The sequence below is a fragment of the Novosphingobium subterraneum genome (assembly GCF_000807925.1).
Classification (GTDB): Bacteria; Pseudomonadota; Alphaproteobacteria; order Sphingomonadales; family Sphingomonadaceae; genus Novosphingobium; species Novosphingobium subterraneum.
This window is the reverse complement of the sequence record NZ_JRVC01000012.1, coordinates 38,080-56,957: the sequence shown is the minus strand read 5'-3', so window position 1 is coordinate 56,957 and position 18,878 is coordinate 38,080. Positions and strand designations below refer to the sequence as shown.

Annotated in this window: 17 protein-coding genes; 12 read left to right on the top strand and 5 right to left on the bottom strand. The window is 61.8% G+C overall.

Going from position 1 to position 18,878, the window contains the following annotated elements; genetic code table 11:
* Positions 1–17 precede the first annotated feature (17 nt).
* Positions 18–470: a preQ(1) synthase gene (queF, locus tag NJ75_RS12795; protein ID WP_039335112.1), complete on the top strand. Its 453-nt coding sequence runs from the start codon at positions 18–20 to the stop codon at positions 468–470.
* Positions 471–474: 4 nt separating this feature from the next.
* On the opposite strand, the gene NJ75_RS12790 is transcribed toward queF, so the two are convergent.
* Positions 475–975, bottom strand: a complete 501-nt coding sequence (locus NJ75_RS12790) for a helix-turn-helix domain-containing protein (RefSeq protein ID WP_052242455.1) — start codon at positions 973–975, stop codon at positions 475–477.
* A 368-nt stretch (positions 976–1,343) separates the two neighbouring features.
* Here NJ75_RS12790 and NJ75_RS12785 point away from each other — a divergent pair, with 368 nt between their 5' ends.
* Positions 1,344–2,258 (top strand): aldo/keto reductase, encoded by a 915-nt coding sequence (locus NJ75_RS12785; protein ID WP_039335110.1) that lies wholly within the window; start codon positions 1,344–1,346, stop codon positions 2,256–2,258.
* A 447-nt stretch (positions 2,259–2,705) separates the two neighbouring features.
* On the opposite strand, the gene NJ75_RS12780 is transcribed toward NJ75_RS12785, so the two are convergent.
* Complete coding sequence (locus tag NJ75_RS12780) at positions 2,706–3,080, bottom strand: hypothetical protein (RefSeq protein ID WP_039335108.1); 375 nt, start codon at positions 3,078–3,080, stop codon at positions 2,706–2,708.
* Positions 3,081–3,365: 285 nt separating this feature from the next.
* Here NJ75_RS12780 and NJ75_RS12775 point away from each other — a divergent pair, with 285 nt between their 5' ends.
* From NJ75_RS12775 to NJ75_RS12760, 4 genes are all read left to right on the top strand, one after another.
* Complete coding sequence (locus NJ75_RS12775) at positions 3,366–4,928, top strand: hypothetical protein (RefSeq protein WP_211257943.1); 1,563 nt, start codon at positions 3,366–3,368, stop codon at positions 4,926–4,928.
* Between the two features lie 93 nt (positions 4,929–5,021).
* Positions 5,022–7,700, top strand: a complete 2,679-nt coding sequence (locus NJ75_RS12770) for a TonB-dependent receptor domain-containing protein (RefSeq protein WP_039335106.1) — start codon at positions 5,022–5,024, stop codon at positions 7,698–7,700.
* Between the two features lie 96 nt (positions 7,701–7,796).
* A complete protein-coding gene (locus NJ75_RS12765; protein WP_039335102.1) occupies positions 7,797–8,156 on the top strand; it encodes an ArsR/SmtB family transcription factor in 360 nt (119 codons plus the stop codon).
* Positions 8,140–8,628 carry an SRPBCC domain-containing protein gene (locus NJ75_RS12760; protein WP_039335099.1) on the top strand — a complete coding sequence of 163 codons (489 nt, stop codon included), beginning with the start codon at positions 8,140–8,142 and terminating at the stop codon, positions 8,626–8,628. Before NJ75_RS12765 ends, NJ75_RS12760 begins: the two co-directional genes overlap by 17 nt.
* Positions 8,629–8,630: 2 nt before the next feature.
* Here NJ75_RS12760 and NJ75_RS12755 read toward each other — a convergent pair whose 3' ends face one another.
* Both NJ75_RS12755 and pobA read right to left on the bottom strand, forming a co-directional pair.
* A complete protein-coding gene (locus NJ75_RS12755; protein WP_039335097.1) occupies positions 8,631–9,305 on the bottom strand; it encodes a response regulator transcription factor in 675 nt (224 codons plus the stop codon).
* A gap of 63 nt (positions 9,306–9,368) precedes the next feature.
* On the bottom strand, positions 9,369–10,538 hold the full coding sequence (gene pobA, locus NJ75_RS12750; protein WP_039335096.1) for a 4-hydroxybenzoate 3-monooxygenase: 1,170 nt from the start codon (positions 10,536–10,538) through the stop codon (positions 9,369–9,371).
* 114 nt (positions 10,539–10,652) lie between these two features.
* Here pobA and NJ75_RS12745 point away from each other — a divergent pair, with 114 nt between their 5' ends.
* Positions 10,653–11,495, top strand: coding sequence for a helix-turn-helix domain-containing protein (locus NJ75_RS12745; RefSeq protein ID WP_039335093.1), 843 nt, complete (start codon positions 10,653–10,655; stop codon positions 11,493–11,495).
* Between the two features lie 187 nt (positions 11,496–11,682).
* On the top strand, positions 11,683–14,304 hold the full coding sequence (locus tag NJ75_RS12740; protein ID WP_039335090.1) for a porin family protein: 2,622 nt from the start codon (positions 11,683–11,685) through the stop codon (positions 14,302–14,304).
* A 176-nt stretch (positions 14,305–14,480) separates the two neighbouring features.
* On the opposite strand, the gene NJ75_RS12735 is transcribed toward NJ75_RS12740, so the two are convergent.
* Positions 14,481–15,041, bottom strand: a complete 561-nt coding sequence (locus tag NJ75_RS12735; protein ID WP_039335087.1) for a hypothetical protein — start codon at positions 15,039–15,041, stop codon at positions 14,481–14,483.
* A gap of 559 nt (positions 15,042–15,600) precedes the next feature.
* On the opposite strand from NJ75_RS12735, the gene NJ75_RS12730 reads away from it, so the two are divergent.
* The 4 genes from NJ75_RS12730 to NJ75_RS12715 are packed head-to-tail and all read left to right on the top strand — an operon-like array spanning position 15,601 to position 18,861.
* Positions 15,601–16,734: a cobalamin-independent methionine synthase II family protein gene (locus NJ75_RS12730; RefSeq protein WP_039335084.1), complete on the top strand. Its 1,134-nt coding sequence runs from the start codon at positions 15,601–15,603 to the stop codon at positions 16,732–16,734.
* Complete coding sequence (locus tag NJ75_RS12725; RefSeq protein WP_039335081.1) at positions 16,731–17,123, top strand: nuclear transport factor 2 family protein; 393 nt, start codon at positions 16,731–16,733, stop codon at positions 17,121–17,123. The genes NJ75_RS12730 and NJ75_RS12725 overlap by 4 nt, the downstream gene beginning before the upstream one ends.
* A complete protein-coding gene (locus NJ75_RS12720; protein WP_039335078.1) occupies positions 17,120–17,863 on the top strand; it encodes an IclR family transcriptional regulator in 744 nt (247 codons plus the stop codon). Before NJ75_RS12725 ends, NJ75_RS12720 begins: the two co-directional genes overlap by 4 nt.
* Positions 17,863–18,861: a nucleoside hydrolase gene (locus NJ75_RS12715; protein ID WP_039335075.1), complete on the top strand. Its 999-nt coding sequence runs from the start codon at positions 17,863–17,865 to the stop codon at positions 18,859–18,861. The genes NJ75_RS12720 and NJ75_RS12715 overlap by 1 nt, the downstream gene beginning before the upstream one ends.
* The last annotated feature ends 17 nt before the right edge of the window (positions 18,862–18,878 follow it).

Genomic DNA, 18,878 nt, shown 5'->3' with positions numbered 1-18,878 from the left:
CATCCAGAGGCCAGACAATGACCAAGACTCCTCTCTTCCTGGGGCAGAACACCGCCCTCCCGGCATCGCCGGAAGAGGCCGTGCTCGATTATGTGCCAAATCCGCGTCCGGGCACGCTCTACATGATCCGCTTCGCTGCGCCCGAATTCACCTCGCTATGCCCGGTGACCGGCCAGCCCGACTTTGCCCATCTGGTGATCGACTATGCTCCGGGTGAGACGATCGTCGAATCCAAGGCGCTCAAGCTGTTCCTCGGGTCCTTCCGCAATCACGCAGGATTCCACGAGGACGTCACGGTTGGCATAGGCCAGCGACTGTTTGCCGAAATGAAGCCGCGCTGGCTGCGGATCGGTGGCTACTGGTATCCCCGCGGCGGCATTCCGATCGACGTGTTCTGGCAGTCCGATGCCCCCCCGGCAGGCCTGTGGCTGCCCGATCAAGGCGTGGCGCCCTATCGCGGTCGCGGTTGAAGCGTCAGGCTGCCAACCAGGAAGAGCCGGAGCCTTTTTCTTCGGCTCGTTCCGAACGCTGGGACTGCTGCCCCGCCTTTGACGGGGTGATTCCCATCGCGATTTTCTCCCATCCACTTTCGGTGAGAGATACCCAGATGCGCCGCCGGTCAGCCGAATCCGGCTCGCGCAAGATCAGTCCGGATTCGTGGAACATGGCAAGCCAGCGCAGCACCGTTGCGCCGGGCACATTCGCGCTCAATCCCAAACCCGTCACGGAGATGCGCCGGCCCTCGGCCTGATTGATGAACAGCTCCAGCATCAGGTCCCATGCAGGGTCAGCAACCTGAATGTTCGGGAAAAGCTCCTGCCGGCGACGGCGGGCGCGGATTTCGCTCTTGGCGATGGCGACCAGGTCAGCGGTCGATGGAGGCGTGTCGGTGGGCGTCTGTTCTTCGGGCGCAGATAGCAATTCGTTAAGCAGGAGCGTGATCCTTGCGATCCTTTCTCGTTCCTGGCTGTTCATTGCTATACCTCTGGCCACCCCAACCATACATATGCTGTAATGTCTCTTGTCTTGCAATTACAAACCTTTGAATACCAATGAAAAATTAGGAAATATTAACCTTTTTCGAGGGATTTGTCGTGCTCCGGGGCGATTTTTCCGTGCTGTCTGCCTTTCCGGTGGAAGGTCATCCAGGCCAAAAAAGCAACATCATGCTGCATGCTGGCGAGTGGACTACGCCCGAAGCACCGAGCTTGCCTGCGCCGTCCGTCGGCGCTTGTTTGTCCTACCACCGAAATTCTCATTGACGGTAGTGATTTAACCCATCGTCGCGTGCCCCTTATCCTCGTAGAGCGCGCGTCGGTCGCACCACCATACAGGACTGTTTCATGAGCGAACTGCCACTTCCGCCTGCCTTCCGCCCACTGGGCCACACCGGCATTGCCGTATCGCCGATTGCATGGGGTATGTGGCGTCTCGCCGAAGGCGGTCGCAGCGCCGCCGATGCGGCGAAGCTGGTTCACGCTGCGCTCGATGCCGGAATCACCTTCTTCGATACCGCAGACATCTATGGCTTCGACGGGCAGCGCGGCTTCGGTGATGCCGAGGCGCTGCTGGGCGAAGTTCTGGCCGCAGAACCTGCGCTGCGCCAGCGCGTGGTTCTGGCCACCAAAGGCGGCATCCTGCCGCCTCTGCCCTACGATCAGAGCCCGGATTACCTGCGCAAGGCGATCGAGGCTTCGCTGCGCCGCCTCAGGACCGAGGTGATCGATCTCTGGCAGATCCACCGTCCCGACATCCTTGCCCATCCGCACGAAACCGCGCGCGTGCTTGATGATGCGGTGGCTTCGGGCAAAGTTCGCGCACTTGGCGTATCGAACTTCACCACTCACCAGATCGCCGCGCTCAATCATTTTCTCGGCGAGAAGCTGGCGACCACGCAGCCCGAGATCAGTCCTCTGCGCATCGACTGCTTCGAAAATGGCGAACTCGATCAGGCAATGCAGCTGGGTCTGACCCCGATGGCCTGGTCCCCGCTTGGTGGTGGCCGTGTGGCTGGCCCCAAGCTGGATCGCGAAATGGCCGTGGCATCCGCGCTCGACACGGTGGCAGACGCACAAGGTGTATCGCGGACCGTCGCAGCCTATTCGTGGCTCATGGCGCACCCGGCCGGAATCGTGCCGATCATCGGATCGCAGAAGCCACAGCGCATTGCCGAGGGCGCAGCCGCGCTCAAGGTACGGTGGACACGAACGGATTGGTACGCCGTGCTCGTCGCGGCACGGGGCGAGCGGCTCCCATAAGGCCGCACCAGATCAAGCTGATCTGGGCCACGAACATGGTGAGGGCTGCCCGCCGCAACTGGCGCGTCGCATCGCTCACGTTCGGCCCGCGCGTCACCCGATAATGCGCGACGACGCCACGAGCCCAACGTGATTGATGCTGTCTCTCTCGCGTCACGCCGTGATCAGCGGCGGGACTGCCTTCGTACGATCCAGCGGCCCTTGCGCAAGCGCTTGATGCTCCGCTCGCAGCGCTCACACTGTCCTACATAACCTTCCAGATCATACGACACTTTCGATCGTACCGGGCGATGATAGCCCAGAAAGCACTTCAACGACACCATATGAGACCCACCCCAGAATCTACATCCGAAGTGAAGCAAAGAATTTCCGTTTTGAAAATTCAACGAAGATTAGGAATTGCGATCCTTTTCCTCATTTTCGCAGATGAAAAGCCCGGAGCGCTAGTCACCGCAGCGCCAGAACCTCGTTTGTGTCCAATTGCTTCATTGCCAGCGACGCGGCGCGGCGTGAATCGATCCAGCGTCCGTCGGAAAGCTCTACGTCGTAACGTTGATCGCTTGAAACTGCGCCGCGGTAAAGCTTCGCGGCCTTTTCCCTTTCACCGACAAGCTTGTAGGCGGTGCCAAGGTTGATCATGGCCAGCGGATCCTGCTTCCGCAACAGATCGCTGCCCTCAATTCTGCTGATCGCAGCGCGAGGGCGCCCGGCCATGATCTCGCCGTATCCAACATCACCACTCTCGATTGCAGGGGCCGGTACAGTCAGCGTGGCGGGAGCCTGCGCCATCAGTGCGGCTGCGAGATACAGGGTGGCAGACATCGGGACTCTCCTTGCTTTGCTTCCTGCGCATTCCGTCAGCGCATCGGCTTGTTGAGTCTGATTATGCACCCGATGACAGTGACTGCAATCAAAGTGAAACATTGTCACAAAACTGCAATTTTCTGTCCGGCGGATTTCCGTCCGGTCGTCACAAATGTCAAATAACCGTCAGAGAAACTGACTTATTTCTGTCAGGAAACCGCAAAGTGGCTGTCACTTTGCGCGCCTAGATCACCCCTCGACCTGGCGGGAATCGCTCCCGCTGTTATCCATGGGGGATACCAAGTGAAGAAGATCCACGGCCTTATGCTCGTCGGCTGCAGCGGACTTGCGCTCGCCGGTTGCGGCCCGACCGACATCGCCTCGCCGGGCACCGGCGGCAATGTCGTCATCAATCCTACGCCGACCCCGACGCCGACGCCCACGCCCACGCCAACCACGAGCCCGGTCGTCGCGGCAGCCGGTTGCCCCACCATCGAAGACCCCACCGGCTTGACTGATGCGGGCACGGTCACTTCGGCTCAGGGGTCATGGCGCGTGTGCACCCTGCCTGCCCGCATCACCCGTTCAACCACGCTCCCCAAGATCGCGGGTCTGCTCTACTCCATCAACGGTCGCGTCGATGTCGGCACCGATGCCGGCTTCAGCAGCACCAGCACTGGCGTGACGCTGACCATCCAGCCGGGCGTGATCCTGTTCGGCAATACCGGCACGTCCTGGCTCGCCGTCAATCGCGGCAACAAGATCAATGCGGTTGGCACTGCCAGCGCACCGATCATCTTCACCAGCCGCGACAACGTGCTCGGCCTCAACACCGAGACCTCGCAGGGCCAGTGGGGCGGCGTCGTGCTGATGGGGCGCGCGCCGATCACCGACTGCACCACCGGTTCGGTCGCCAGCGGTTCGACCGCCAGCACCTGCGAACGTCAGACCGAAGGTTCGGCGGATCCCGCTCTCTACGGCGGCACCAACAGCGCCGACAGCAGCGGTGCGCTGAAGTACGTCCAGATCCGCTATTCGGGCTACGTGCTTGGTTCCAACTCGGAGCTTCAGGCCCTTACGCTCGAAGGCGTGGGCTCGGGCACCGAGCTGGACTATATCCAGAGCTACAACAGTTCGGACGATGGCGCCGAGTTCTTCGGCGGCACTGTCAATATGAAGCACTACATCTCTGTCGGTGCTGACGATGACAGCCTCGACATGGACACCGGCGTGCAGGCGAACCTGCAGTATCTGCTGCTGATCCAGCGTTCGGGCGCGGGCGACACGCTGATGGAGCTCGACAGCAATGGCAACGAAAGCCAGACGCCGCGTCAGGTTTCGCGCATTGCCAACTTCACCGCGATCCAGCCCGCCACCAGCAGCAACAACGAAGCAAATGGCCAGGCAGCTCTGTTCTTCCGCGGCAACTCCGACATCAACCTTTACAACGGCGTGGTCGTCGCTCCGGCAAACCAGTGCATCCGCATGAACGGCTCGGGCGGCACGGCCTCCTCGACCCTGACCGCACGTTCGGTGGTCATGTCCTGCGCTGGCACCGGTGACGACCGCTTTATCGGTACGGGTGCCTACACCGCGGCACAGGTCGCCGGCTTCTTCGGCTCGGGTGCGAACAACAACAACGCCGGTTTCGCGTCCACGCTGGCCAGCCTCTACATCAACGGCGCCAATGAAACCGCTGTCACGGCGTTCGACGTGACGACGCTGTCCTCGTTCTTCTCGGCTGCACCGTATGTCGGTGCCGTCCGCAACAGCTCGGACACCTGGTACGCTGGCTGGACCTGCAACAGCACGGCCGCGAACTTCGGCACCACCAGCCAGTCCTGCACGCTGCTGCCGACCACCTGATCGGCGCCTTTCGGGAAACCCGGGGGGTGGCCGGCAACGGCTGCCCCCTTTCCCGCACTACAGAACATTCCTTTTCCCCAGGGGGGACGACAGATGAATACCTCGCGGCTCGCAAACCTGCTGCTGCTCTCCACCGCGCTGATCTGCCCGGCGCTTGCCCACGCGCAAGAGGCCATGCAGACACCGCCCCCGGCATCCGAGGCTTCGCCCGATCAGGCTGCGGCTGGTCCTCAGGTTGAGGAACAGCCGCAGGAAGCAGCGCCGGAAGTCTCCATTCCGGGTGGCGAGATCGTCGTTACCGGCCAGCGAGACCGCAACCTGCAGCGTGCCGCCCCGCAGGTCGTCTCCGTGCTCGGAACTGCCGAAATCGCGCGGACCGGCGAAGGCAACATCGCAGGCGCACTTGGCCGCGTGACGGGCCTCAGCGTCGTCGGCAACGGCTATGTCTACGTGCGCGGCCTGGGCGATCGCTATTCGCTCGCGCTGCTGAACGGCTCTCCTCTGCCAAGCCCCGAGCCGCTCAAGCGCGTCGTCCCGCTTGACCTGTTCCCCTCCAGCATCATCGCCTCGTCGCTGGTGCAGAAGTCCTATTCGGTGAACTACCCGGGCGAATTCGGCGGCGGCGTGGTCAATCTGACCACCAAGTCGGTCCCGCAAGAAGCCTTCGTCAACGTCGGCATCGGCGGTTCATGGGATACCGAGACCACCAATCAGCTGGGTTACACCTATTATGGTTCCAGCACTGACTGGACGGGTTTCGACAACGGCCAGCGTGATTACACGAAGGCCCTGCAGAGCTTCTTTGCCAGCGGTGAACGCCTGAGTTCCGGCAATGTCGATGCGGTTGCCGTGGGGCAGGGCATCGTCAACACCCGCAACGGCCTGACCCAGCGCATCCCCAACATGCCGGGCAACGGATCGCTTTCGTTCTCGGCGGGCAAGTCGTTCGAGCTCGGCGGCGCGACGCTCGGCGTCATCGCCACCGCAGGCTACAACAACAAGTGGCTGACTCGCGACGTGCTCAGCCAGACTTCGGTCGAATCCGATCTCGCTGACCTCCAGTCCGATTTCCGCCGCGTGACCACCGACAATCGCATTGTCGTCAACGGCATGCTCGGTCTTGGCCTCGAATTCGGTCGCAACAAGATCCGCTGGACCAACCTCTACATCCGCGACACGCTCAAGCACACGCGCATCAGCCTTGGCCAGCGCAACCAGACTTCGGCAGACTGGCAGCAGCAGGAAACCGCCTGGTACGAACGCCAGCTGATCGACAGCCAGATCGTCGCCGAGCTCAAGCCGCTCGATGGGCTGAGCGTCGACCTGCGCGGTGGTTTCGCCAATTCGCAGCGCGAGGCGCCCTACGAACTGGGCTTCGAATACGTCCGAACCAACGTGGCCTCCGACCCGCTCGGCCAATACTTCGTCAACAACCTCGATGGTAACGCCGGCCGCGCCAACGTCAGCTTCTCCGATCTCAACGAAGACCTGTGGTCGGGTGGCATCGACGTGTCGTACAAGGTCTCGCCCGCGATCACTGCGACGGTTGGCTATGCCTATACCCATACCCGCCGGACCAGCTCGCGCCGCGATTTCCAGTGGCGTGCCGTCGATCTGCCCGATGGCGTGAACCTGTTCCGTCCGGACTACCTGCTGAGCAACGCCGTCATCAAGGCGTTCAACATCGGTCTGGTCGATACGAACGAAGGCAACCCCGCCTTCCTCGCCACGCTCAAGAACCACGGTGCCTACGCCAAGTTCGATGCGCAATTGACCGATACGCTGCAGCTTGATGCCGGTGTTCGCTATGAAACGGCGAAGATGGGCGTTGCGGCCATCCCGGTGTTCAAGGACGTGACAACGATAACCGCGCCGACCAACCTGAACAACGATTACTGGCTGCCTGCGGCCACCTTGACCTGGTCGTTCCGCGACGACATGCAGTTGCGCGCCAACGCCTCGAAGACGATCGCCCGCCCGCAGTTCCGCGAGTTGATCTACCAGTTCTACTTCGATCCCGACACCAACCGCACCTATCGCGGCAACCCCAACCTGCAGGACAGCACGCTGACCAACGCCGAGGCCCGCTACGAGTGGTACTATGCGCGTGACCAGCGCTTCTCGATCGCAGGCTTCTGGAAGCGCATCGACAAGCCGATCGAGAGCTTCGTCAGCCTCGAAAGCGACAACTTCATCACCAGCTTCGCCAACGCGCCCAAGGCCGATCTTTACGGCGCCGAAGTCGAACTGCAGAAGTACTTCGACATGTCCGACTGGGGCGGCATGTGGGAGTCTCGCCGCTTTGCCCTGATCGCCAATTATACCTACACAAAGTCGAAGCTGAAGGTGAAGGAAGGCGATCAGACGTCGTACTACCTCGCCGCATCGACTCGCGCGCTCGATTACTTCACCAATGGCGCGCCACTGACGGGGCAGAGCGAGCATATAGCCAACGTCCAGCTCGGGCTCGAAGACACCGACAAGCTCTCGCAGCAGACCATCCTGCTGAGCTATGCCAGCAAGCGCGTCTTCAGCCGCGGTCTGCTCAACACCGGTCAGCCCGATGTGGTGCAGGACCCGGGCCTGCGCATCGATTTCGTTGCACGCCAGGGCTTCAAGCTGTTCAAGCAGGATCTCGAACTCAAGTTCGAAGCGCGCAACATCACGGGCCGCCGCAACTACGAATACCAGCAGTCCGGTGCCAACCGCGTCGAGGTCAACTCCTACGATGTTGGCCGCACGTTTGCGCTCTCGGCCTCGATGACGTTCTGACGCCGCACCGATCAACCACCCTCGGGAGGCGGCCTGTCACAACAGGCCGCCTCTTTTTTGTTGTGGCAATGGCCTGATCGTGAGAAAGTGAACCATATGGTTCAGTATGAGTCGTCCGGCCTTGATGCAGCTTTCGCGGCGCTGGCAGATCCCACGCGGCGCGGAGTCATGCTGCACCTTGTGCAGGCAGATGCCTCGATCACCGATCTCGCCTCCCGTTTCGGCATGACGCTCACCGGCATGAAGAAGCATGTCGGCGTGCTCGAGGCCGCCGGGTTTGTCGCCACGGAGAAGATTGGACGGGTGCGCAAGTGCCGGCTGGGGCCTCGTCGCATGGAAGACGAAGCCGCGTGGATCGAGCGCTACCGGCAGGCCTGGGACGCCCGATTTGGCGCGCTGGACAATGTTCTTGAATCAATGATGCGAAGGGAGAATGACGATGGTCAGTCAAGCTGATAGCCCCGATCCGCAAACACGGGTGGAACGCCCGTCCAACAGGGAGCTGGTCGTCATCCGTTGCTTCAGGGCGCCGGTGCATCTGGTCTATCGCGCATGGGCCGACCCCGCGCTGTTCCGTCAGTGGTGGGTGCCACGGTCATACGGCATGACGCTCGTCTCGTGCGAAATGGACGTGCGCGTCGGCGGCACTTACCGGCTCGAGATCGGCCACGTGTCCATGGATCGACCGATGGCGTTCTACGGAACCTATCTCGAAGTCGAGCGGGATCGCAGGATCGTCTGGACCAACGAAGAGAGCGCCGACGGAGCGATAACCACGGTCACCTTTGCCGAGCGCGATGGCGGCACCGAAGTCACCATTTCAAACCTGTTTCCAAGTGCCGAAGCGCTCGAACAGGAACTGGCATCAGGCGCCTGCGATGGAACGGCGGAAAGCCTGCATCAACTTGATGAATTCCTGCGAACCTGACCTTACGGCCGATCCAGGACGTACCCCATCGAGCGCACCGTGCGCAGCGGCGATCCTGCGCCGACATCGCGCAAAGCGCGGCGCAGGCGGCTGATCCAGGCGTCGACGGTCCTCTCGTCAATCGGCTGATCGTGCTTGCCCAATGCCGCAATCAGCTGGGTGCGGCTGAATACGTGGCCGGGCTTCTCCATCAGGTAGCGCAGCAGGCGCATCTCGTTCGGCATCAGGAGCAGCGGCTTCTCCCGCCAGCGGGCCTGCAGCGCAGCAAGGTCCAGCGTCAGTTCGCCCAACCGCAGCACCCGCGTCGGCGCTTCGTGCTCGGGAAGCTGGATGGAGAGCACCCGGTCGAGAATCGCGCCTCGGTCAACGGGACCGACGATATAGTCATCCGCTCCGGCCCGCAGGGCGCGGCGCTTGGCCTCGGCGTCGTCTTCCTCGAGGATCATCGTGATATGCGCTTCCTGCCCCAAGCTGTCGCCGCAGCGCAGACGGCGGCACAGTTCAAGGCCGGACATTTCGTCCAGCACCCAATCGATGAACGCCCAGGGCCGCCCTTCCATGAGGGGAAGGGGGGCCTCAGATTTCCAGCGGTGAAACACCACGCGCAGATCGGAATGAACGAAGGGTTCCCGTCCTCCGGATAGGTTGCCTGTCAGCAGGATGTCGATGTGCCGCATGTAAAGAAAGCCCCTGTTTCCAGGAGCTTTCTGTATCGACTTTGTGACGGTGAAATGACGATGTTACACCGGCAAGCCGACGTAATTCTCGGCGATGCTCGTCTGCGCTGCCTTGCTGGACGCGATGTACTCCAGCTCGGCCACCTGCATCGCGCGTTCGAACGGGCCGTCCTCGGGGAAGCGATGCATCAGCTTGGTCAGCGACCACGAGAAACGCTCGGACTTCCACACGCGGGCCAGCGCCTTGGCGGAGTATCCCGTGATCGCATCGTTATCGGCACGCTTGAAATATCCGCTCAGGGCTTCGGCGGCATAATGCACGTCGCTGGCGGCAAGATTCAGGCCCTTTGCGCCGGTGGGCGGGACAATGTGCGCAGCATCGCCGCACAGCAGCAGGCTGCCGTGGCGCATCGGTTCGAACACGTAGGAGCGCAAAGGCGCGATCGACTTTTCGATCGAAGGCCCGCGCGTCATGTTCGCCGCAGCCTCGGGCCCAAGGCGCACCGCCAGCTCGTCCCAGATGCGCTCGTCCGACCAGTCCTCGACCTTTTCGGTCAGCGGCACGTCGACGTAATAGCGGCTGCGCGTGTGGCTGCGCATCGAGGCGAGGGCAAAGCCGCGTTCGTGGTTGGCATAGATCAGCTCATGATTGCACGGCGGCACATCGGCCAGGATGCCGAGCCAGCCAAACGGATAGACCCGCTCGTACTCGCGCGCCACGCTGGCCGGGATGGCCTTGCGGCTGGGTCCATGGAACCCGTCGCAACCGACGATGAAGCGCGCATCGATACGCTGTTGTGACCCATCGACCGCATAAGTGACGTGAGGCGTCTCGCTTTCGATGTCATGCAGTGCAACGTCACCAACACCATAGATCACCTGCAGGCCCCGTTCGGGAGCGGCGTCCATCAGGTCGCGGGTGATCTCGGTCTGGCCATAGACCACCACCGTCTTGCCGGTGAGATTGGCAACATCGATGCGGATCAGGCGTTCGCCATCGGCAAGGTTGAAGCCTTCCTCGACCAGTCCCTCGGCCTTGAGGCGCGCATCCAGCCCGAGGCGTGCCATCAGGCCGACCGTGATCTGTTCGAGTACCCCGGCGCGAATGCGGCCAAGCACGTAATCGGGCGTCTGCCGTTCGAGCACCACGCAATCGATGCCCTCGGCCTTGAGCAGGTGTCCGAGCAGCAGGCCGGCCGGGCCTGCGCCGATGATGGCGACCTGGGTCTTCATGACAATTCTCCCACGCGGCCCGCACTGGGATGCGGGCCTGATCCTGCGGAATTTGACAGAGTGCGGCATCTGGAGGAATGCAGCGTCAGGACAAACAGCTGGCACTTTTGGGACATGATCGAGGCAATTCCCAGATACGCGCTCTATGGCGAAGGGATGGCGCCAACCGCTGGCGGCTTTGCGCATATCGAGACGATTGCCGAGCGTAGTGCGCTGCACGATTGGGAAATCGGCATCCATCGGCATGACCACTTCGTGCAGGTCCTTCTGGTAGAGGAAGGACACGCCACCATCACGCTCGATACGCGCACCGTCGGGCTGGAAGGGCCGGGCAGGGTTATCGTTCCTGCCGCTGCCGTCCACGGCTTCCGCTTCCGTCAGGGGACGAGCGGATTTGTCCTCACCTTGTCCACCGACTTTTCCACACGTGCAGCAGAGCCTTCAGACCCGCTGCTCCCCGCGTTGGCCCAAGGCGGAATCGCTGCCCTTTCCGAAGAAGCTGCCACCCGCGCGTTCTGGCTGGCGCGTGAAATGCTCTTGCTCCAGCAGGACTGGCAGCAGCATGACCCCTTGTTCCTCTCGTTGGCCGAAAGCCTGATCCGCACGCTGGTCAGGGATGTTCCTGCAGGCGATGCGCTCGAGCGCTCCGACCGGCGTCTTGACCGCTTCCGCGAACTCGTCGAACTGCATTACCGCCAGCACCGCGATCTCGATTTCTATGCCGGCGCGCTCGGCCTCACCCGCCGCACGCTGTCCCGTCTCACCGCCGCCCGCCTGGGGTGCAGCCCGATGGACCTGATCCACCGCCGTCTCGCTCTCGAAGCCCACCGCCTGCTGCGTTACACCAATGCCACCGCCACCCAGGTTGCCGCCGAACTCGGCTTCGAAGACCCCAGCTACTTCTCCCGCTTCTACCAGCGGGTTACCGGTCGGCGGCCTTCGCAAGACAAGGCGTAGACCTGTTTAGTCATGTTTACGGATCACCGTCGACCTGTGCCTCGTCAGATCTGCTTATCGCGCAGTCATCTTTAACTAAAGTAATGCTCTTCAGATTACTGCTCCTCTTTAACGGGATCGGCTGGCAATTATGGCAAATCTTTGCCAAGGTCGGTCCTGTTTTCGAGGGGTAAACGGGGGAGCCTCTTTGTCTCATGCGCTGACAAGAAGCGAAGCGGTCGCGCTGTCTGCTGCGTGCCTCCTCTTGCCGCATCCCGCGTTCGGCGCCGGTGCTGAACAGGATGCGCAGGTTCCCGGTGCCCTGACGGCAAATCCTCGAGACACGGGCGATCCCATCGTCGTAAAGGGGCAGCGCGAAACGTCGATCATAGACGGCATCATTGCCGAGGATGAGCTCGAGGAAGCGGATATCTCGGCCTATGGAGCCGATACGGTGGGGGACCTTCTCGATCAGGTTGCATCCGGCATTGACGCTTCCGATGACGGCCCGGTCGTTCTGATCAATGGCCAGTTGGCGAATGGAATTGATGACATTGCCGACTTGCCGCCCGAGGCACTTCGCAAGATCCAGCTGCTTCCCCGTGATACCGCATCGCGCATCGGTCAGCGACCGGAGCGTCGTGTCGTCAACATTCAACTGAAGCCCGCTTTCCGCCAGGCGACGCTCAACGCCGAGGGCGCCTTCGCCACTGCGGGCAAGGGGACTGGAGCCGGCGCCGCCGCCGGGTACACCAAGATATCAGGTTCGAACCGGACCACGATCACGGCGCGCATGCGTGACACCGACATGCTGCTTGAAAGCGACCGCCCGATCTTGCCCACTCCGGCAGGGGCCACACCTTATGATCTTGCTGGCAACGTCGTGGCTCTTGCAGGATCGGGCAACGAAATCGACCCCATGTTCAGCCAGCTTGCCGGCGCCCGGGTAACGGTGGCGGCCGTTCCGTCCACTAACCCGACACTGGCCCATTTTGTTGCCAACGCCAATGCAACGAACCTGAATGGCATTGCGGCATACCGCAGCCTGGTGCCGGATTCCCGGACCTGGTCGATGAATGCGACGCTGGGGCGCCGGCTCGGACCCCGCACGAATGTCAACATCACCGCCAATGGTGAGCTGACCCGCAGCCGTTCGCTGCAGGGGGCGGCCACGGCGCTCCTGCGGTTGGACCCTGCCAATCCAGCCTCGGTCTTTTCGCAAGCTGTCAATGTGGCGCGCTATCTGCCGGTGCCGCTGGAAGCCAAGCGGCAAGGAGGCGGTGCTAATCTGGCAGCAACCATCAACCACAATCTGGGCAAGTGGACCGGCACGCTTTCATTGAATTACAATCACCGCGAAGATCGGGCACTGACCGATCGGGGCGTTGATACTGCGGCGCTGCAAGCGGCAATTGATGCAAACCTGTTCAGCCCATTTGCTGAAGTGCCGAATGCCTTCCTCGGCATTTCCCGGCGTGATATCGCCCGTTCGAACAGCGATCTGGCCAGTGCACAGGCAACGTTGACTGGCCCGGCCGCCAAATTGCCAACTGGGGAGATCATGGTTTCGCTCCGGGGTGGGGGCGGCATCCACTGGCAACGTTCGGAAAGCAACGGCTCGCTCGTTTCGACACGAAGGAACGATGCGAACGGGCAGGTGTCGGTCGATGTGCCCCTCGCAAGCCGGCGCAACAATGTCTTGGCTGCGATCGGGGATCTCCGGGCCAATCTTGCGCTGGGCTTGCGAAACGCAAGCGGCGTGGGGCGCTTGTGGAACCACGCCTACGGCTTGAACTGGCAACCGGTTTCCAGTGTCTCCTTGCGGGGCGGGTTCACGGGCGAGGACATTGCCCCGCAGCTGGCGATCATCAATGCTCCAGTTATTGTCTATCCAAACGTCCGCTTCTTCGATTTCATTCGCAATGAAACGGTGGACGTCACCGTCATCAGTGGCGGGAATGCCGCCTTGCGCAACGAAAGTCGCAGAACCTTGAGCTTCGGCGGGACGTTGGCCTTGCAGGACCGCGGCAGGCTTAATCTCAACGCAGATTTCACGCGCACACGCTATCTCAACAGGATCGGTGCGCTGCCACCGCTCAATGCCGAAGTGCAGCAGGCTTTCGCTGACCGATTTGGGCGGGATGATAGTGGCCGCCTCGTCCGGGTGGACAATAGACCGGTGTCCTTTGCGCGCGAGGAGCATGAGCAACTGCGATGGGGCGTCAACTTCTTACGCTTTTTCGGCAAGTCTCAGGTCCGGCAGGCCCGTCAACTGGCCCGTCAACTGGGCACGGCGCTGATCGACAACGACGAAGATGGCACGGCTGGCAGCCCGGGCCTGGAAGGGCCCAAGCCTTGGCGCGTCAACTTCTCCCTGAACCACACGTGGACGCTCAAGGCCCAACGCCTGGCCCGTGCAGGTTTGCCGATCGTCGATCTTCTTGACGGCGGCGCATTCGGCTATGGCGGCGGACAGGCCAGGCACGCCATTCAATTCAATGCCGGCATTGCAGGAAAGGGATTCGGGCTGCAGTCCAGCGGGACATGGAAAGGTGCAACAAGTATCCGGGCCGGCACTACCCCGTCTGCTGCAGATCTGCGCTATGCGCCGCGCGCATTGATCGATGTCCGCCTGTTTGCCGACCTTGGGCGCGTGTTGCCTGATGCAACTTGGGCAAGCGGCACACGCGTCAGCATCAATGCGCGAAATCTGTTCGACAGTCGACAGCGCGTTACGGACGGGACCGGCAACACGCCCTTGCGCTACCAGCCCTACCTGCTCGACGCTGTGGGCCGCTCTATACAGATCGGCGTCCGCAAGACCTTTTGACGAAGGCGCTCTTGGGCGTTTTCGAACCAGATGGCATCATCAGGTGACCCTGAAAACGCGGTAGAACAGGAGTTAGGAGCCATCCGTCCGATGCAATCGGAAGGGATTCACGCTGGCGCAAAGGAAAAGGGTGCCGATGTTGCCCGGCACCCTCTCCAAGGACATCAAGCCGTCGATCAGATCGTGGTGGTGACGATCGGAGTGTTCGGCAGGGCATAGTCGACGCCGCCGAACGACACGTAAAGCATGTCTCCAGAATCCGAGCCGGGGACTTCCACGACGCTGGTAATGATGCCGTTGGCGCCATTGTCTTCGTTACCGTCGCCGAGGCAGACTGAGCCGACTTCGGGAGCGTCGGTGGTCGAACCAAGATCAGCACCATAGCCAAGCAGGTTGATACCCGTAACAGTGCCGTTCTTGTTGTTGCGAACATCGAAGGTCACAGCGTTGGCATCGATCACTGCGATCTTGCGTACTTTCCTGTGTGTGGTCTTCTTCTTGACGCCGGTCGTCCATTCGCACGTGGCTTCGACTTCGGAACTGGAGAGGGTGTAGAATGACAGCGTGTCTGCCGTCATGTTGGCCTTCGCCTGGGCGTTGTTCCAGCCGTAAAGCACAGAAACGTCGCCCTTGCCGACGAAGCCTGTGCCGGTGTCGTAATTGAACGAAACGGCGGCAATTGCTGAAGTCGAAATAAGGGCCGTGGCCGCAACGGCCGCAATCATCATCCTGCGCATGTGAATTATCCTTGGATTGGAGTTTGCTGCCCCTTTTCGGTTGCGACTCGATTGTTGGGGTCGAACTTTGGTATACGCGAAGTTAACAAGTATTAAAACTGTGTTAACCATTGTGTCAGCAAGCGTGCATTACTAACCTTCGGTATGAAAAGGCAGCACGATCGATGGTGTTTCATACTCTTAAGCCATTAGAATCAGAGTCTTGCATTCGTTACTAACGACGGATCCAACTTGAATGGATTCGCTGGAATATTGTGGGGTTCTGTCCGTTTGTCCCATTCCGGCTCAAGGCAGTGTCAATTCGTTGCCGCTGATCGGCAGGGCTGTCCTACAGCATGGAAATATGGCAGCGTCGTTGGCGTGGGGAATGATGGCTCAGTGCTTTGATCTGCCGCTTGAAGTGTACCCGCGGCGGTTGCGGCATTTTTCTCAGGACACTGTAAACCCGTAAACTCCCTCCCGCGGCGTTTCCGCGCAAAAGCCAGCAATTCCCCTTGTTTCGCCCGCCAAGTTCTCTATGAATTTTTCATGGATATGAACTGCGGAAGAGGCGACTGAAATGGCCAAGATCAAGACAACCCACGTCGGCAGCCTCCCGCGCGGGGATGAATTGACGCCTCTGCTCCTCGCCCGGGACAAGGGTGAGCCTTACGACGCCGCGGATTTCGACGCGAAAGTTTCGGCCGCCGTCGATGCCGCGGTGAAAATGCAGGTCGATGCCGGAGTCTCGGTGGTCTCCGATGGCGAACTCGGCAAGGTCGGCTACTCCACGTACATGATCGAGCGCCTCTCCGGCTTCGGCGGCCACATCGATCGCAAGCCCGCTGCTGACCTTGCCGAAGTGCCCAATCTTGCGAAGAAGCTCTCGGCGATCATGGGCAGCCAGGAATTCGTCCGCGCTTCGTGCATCGGGCCGGTGCGAAAGGTCACGCTGCAGCCGCTGCACGACGATATCCGCCGCTTCAAGGCGGCGCTGGAAAAGCACGCAGCGCCCGATACGGAAGCGTTCATGAATGCGGCCTCGCCGGGCCTGATCACCGCCTTCCAGGTCAATCGCCACTATCCCACCCACGAAGCTTACCTCGCCGACCTCGCCGATGCGATGCGCGAGGAGTACGAGACGATCGTGGACGCGGGCTTCTACCTCCAGCTCGATTGTCCCGATCTCGCGATGAGCCGTCACACCGGCTATCAGGACATGTCGGAAGAGGACTTCCTCAAGGTAGCCGCCGCCAACGTCGAAGCGCTGAACGCGGCGACAGCCAACATTCCGCCCGAGAAAATGCGCATGCACATCTGCTGGGGCAACTACGAAGGCCCCCACGATCATGATATCCCGCTGGAACGCGTGGTCGACATCGTGATCAAGGCCCGACCCGCCACGATCCTGTTCGAAGGCGCCAACCCGCGCCACGAACACGAATGGACGGTGTGGAGGGACGCGAAGCTGCCGGATCACAAGATCCTTGCGCCGGGCCTGATCGACACCTGCTCGAACTACATCGAGCATCCTGAGCTGATCGCCCAGCGCATCGAGCGCTTTGCCAGCTTCGTCGGCGTGGACCGCGTGGTCGCCAGCACCGACTGCGGCTTCGGCACATTTGCCGGTTATGGCAAGCTCGATCCGATCGTGACGTGGCGCAAGCTCAAGTCGCTGCGCGAAGGCGCAGACATCGCAGCGAGCCGCCTGTGAGTCCGGAAGACCGCCGCGCGGCCGAGCATGATTGCGCCCGGCTGGTTGCGCTTTATGCCAACCTGAACGACGAGGCGCGTTGGGAGGAAGTGGCAGCCCTCTATACCGAGGATGGTGTCATGTACCGCCCGACCGCGCCAGATCAGGGAGTGGTGGGGCGCGAAGCGATCCTCGCCGCGTTCAAGGCGCGTCCGCCACGCACCACACGACATGTCTGCTCGAACGTGGTCATCGATGTTGAAGGGCCGGCGACTGCACGCGGCACCAGCGCCATGCTGCTGTTCACGGGCGACGGCGCCCCGCTCGTCGGCTCTTTCCACGATCGCTTTGCGCTTACCGCCGACGGCTGGCGGTTCGCAGAGCGCCGCGGCAGCCTGACGTTCAAGTGAACGCACCAACCGCATCCAACCCCGTCAAGTCGGCGATGCGGACGCTCGACGTAATCGAGTACGTCGTGGCGCATCGGCAGGGCGCGGTGGCCCAGGAGATTGCGGGCGCGCTGGCCATTCCGGTCAGCAGCCTGTCCTATCTGCTCGCCACCTTGACCGAACGTGGATACTTGACGCGGGAAGGGCGACGCTATTTGCCGGGGCCGGGCCTGCAGCGGCTGCGAGCCCCTGAAACGGCACTGACGCTTGAGGATCGGGTGGCGCCGCTGGTCCGCGCCCTCCGCAGCGAGTTGAACGAGACATCGTCTTTCATGGTGCGCCGTGGCTGGGAAGTCGAAGCGCTGGTCACAGAGGCCAGCGATCAGGCGCTGCGCTATGCCGTCGACCCTGGCACGCGACGCCCGCTCCATGCACTGGCCGCCGGCAAGATCATGGCAGCGTGGCTGCCGCCGGCCGAGATGGAGCGCTATTTCGCCGAGACCGAACGCGCCAAGCTGACGCCGCAGACAAGGACGACAGAGGGGGAGCTTCGCGCCGACTTTGCGCAGATCATGGCCACTGGCTTCAGCCTCGCCCAGGAAGAGGCGACGGTCGGGATATGCGGCATGGCGGTCCCGGTATGGATCGACGAGCAGCTTGCCGGTGCGTTCAGCGTGGCGGTCCCTGCGGTACGATTTGATGAACAGCTAGCCGAGCGGGTGCGCCAGCTTTTGCTGCGCGTGGCAGGAGCGGTAAAGTGATGAAGCGCAGGTCTTTTCTGGGGCTATTGCACGCCGCTGCAGGTCTGGTGGTCGTACCCGGCCTGGCGCGAGCCTCGGCAGACCAACGTCGCTTTCGCGTGATTTGCGATAACGACTTTTCCGGCGACCCGGACGGCCTGTTTCAGCTGGCGCACCACTTGCGCTCGCCTTCGGTCGAAGTGCGGGCGATCATCGGATCGCATCTTCATGTCGATGAAATCTGGGCAAAATCAGAGCATCAGGCAACGGATGGAGCAAAAAAGGCCCGCGAATTGCTTGGAGTCATGGGGCTGACCGGCAAGGTTCCCGTCCATGTCGGGTCGGAGAAAGCGATGGTCTCCGCGTTCGTCCCGGCGCGCTCGGCAGCGGTCGATGCGATCATTGCAGAGGCGATGCGGGACGATCCCCTGCCGTTGTTCTATTGCGCCGGGGCCGGGTTGACCGATCTTGCTTCAGCCTTGCTGATCGAGCCGCGCATCGCCAAGCGGCTGACGCTGGTGTGGATTGGCGGGCCGGAGTATCCCGGGCTTGGCCTGCCCGTGCCGGGTGGATCTCCGGGCGAGTACAACATAACAATTGACGTTGCCGCAGCACAGGTCGTCTTCAACCGCTCCGACGTTGCGATATGGCAAGTGCCGCGCAACACGTATCGGCGAATGCTATTCTCGATGGCCGAACTCCAAGCGATGAAGGAAAATGGCGGGACCGGGGCTTGGCTGGCGGGTCAGATATCCGGACTGTCCGAGGCCGCAGCGAAGATGGGGCTTAAGGTGGGCGAAGCCTATGCCTTGGGCGATAGCCCGCTGGTCACGCTGACGGTGCTTCAGTCCGCGTTCGAGCCTGACCCTTCTTCGAGCGATTACGCCGTTGTGCCTGCGCCTACGGTGCAGGACGATGGCACCTGCAGGCCGAACCCCAAAGGACGTCCGATCCGCGTCTATACCACGATCGACACGCGGCTGACGTTCGGGGACATGCTGGCCAAGCTCAGGAAGTAAGGGCCGGATCGCTCCGG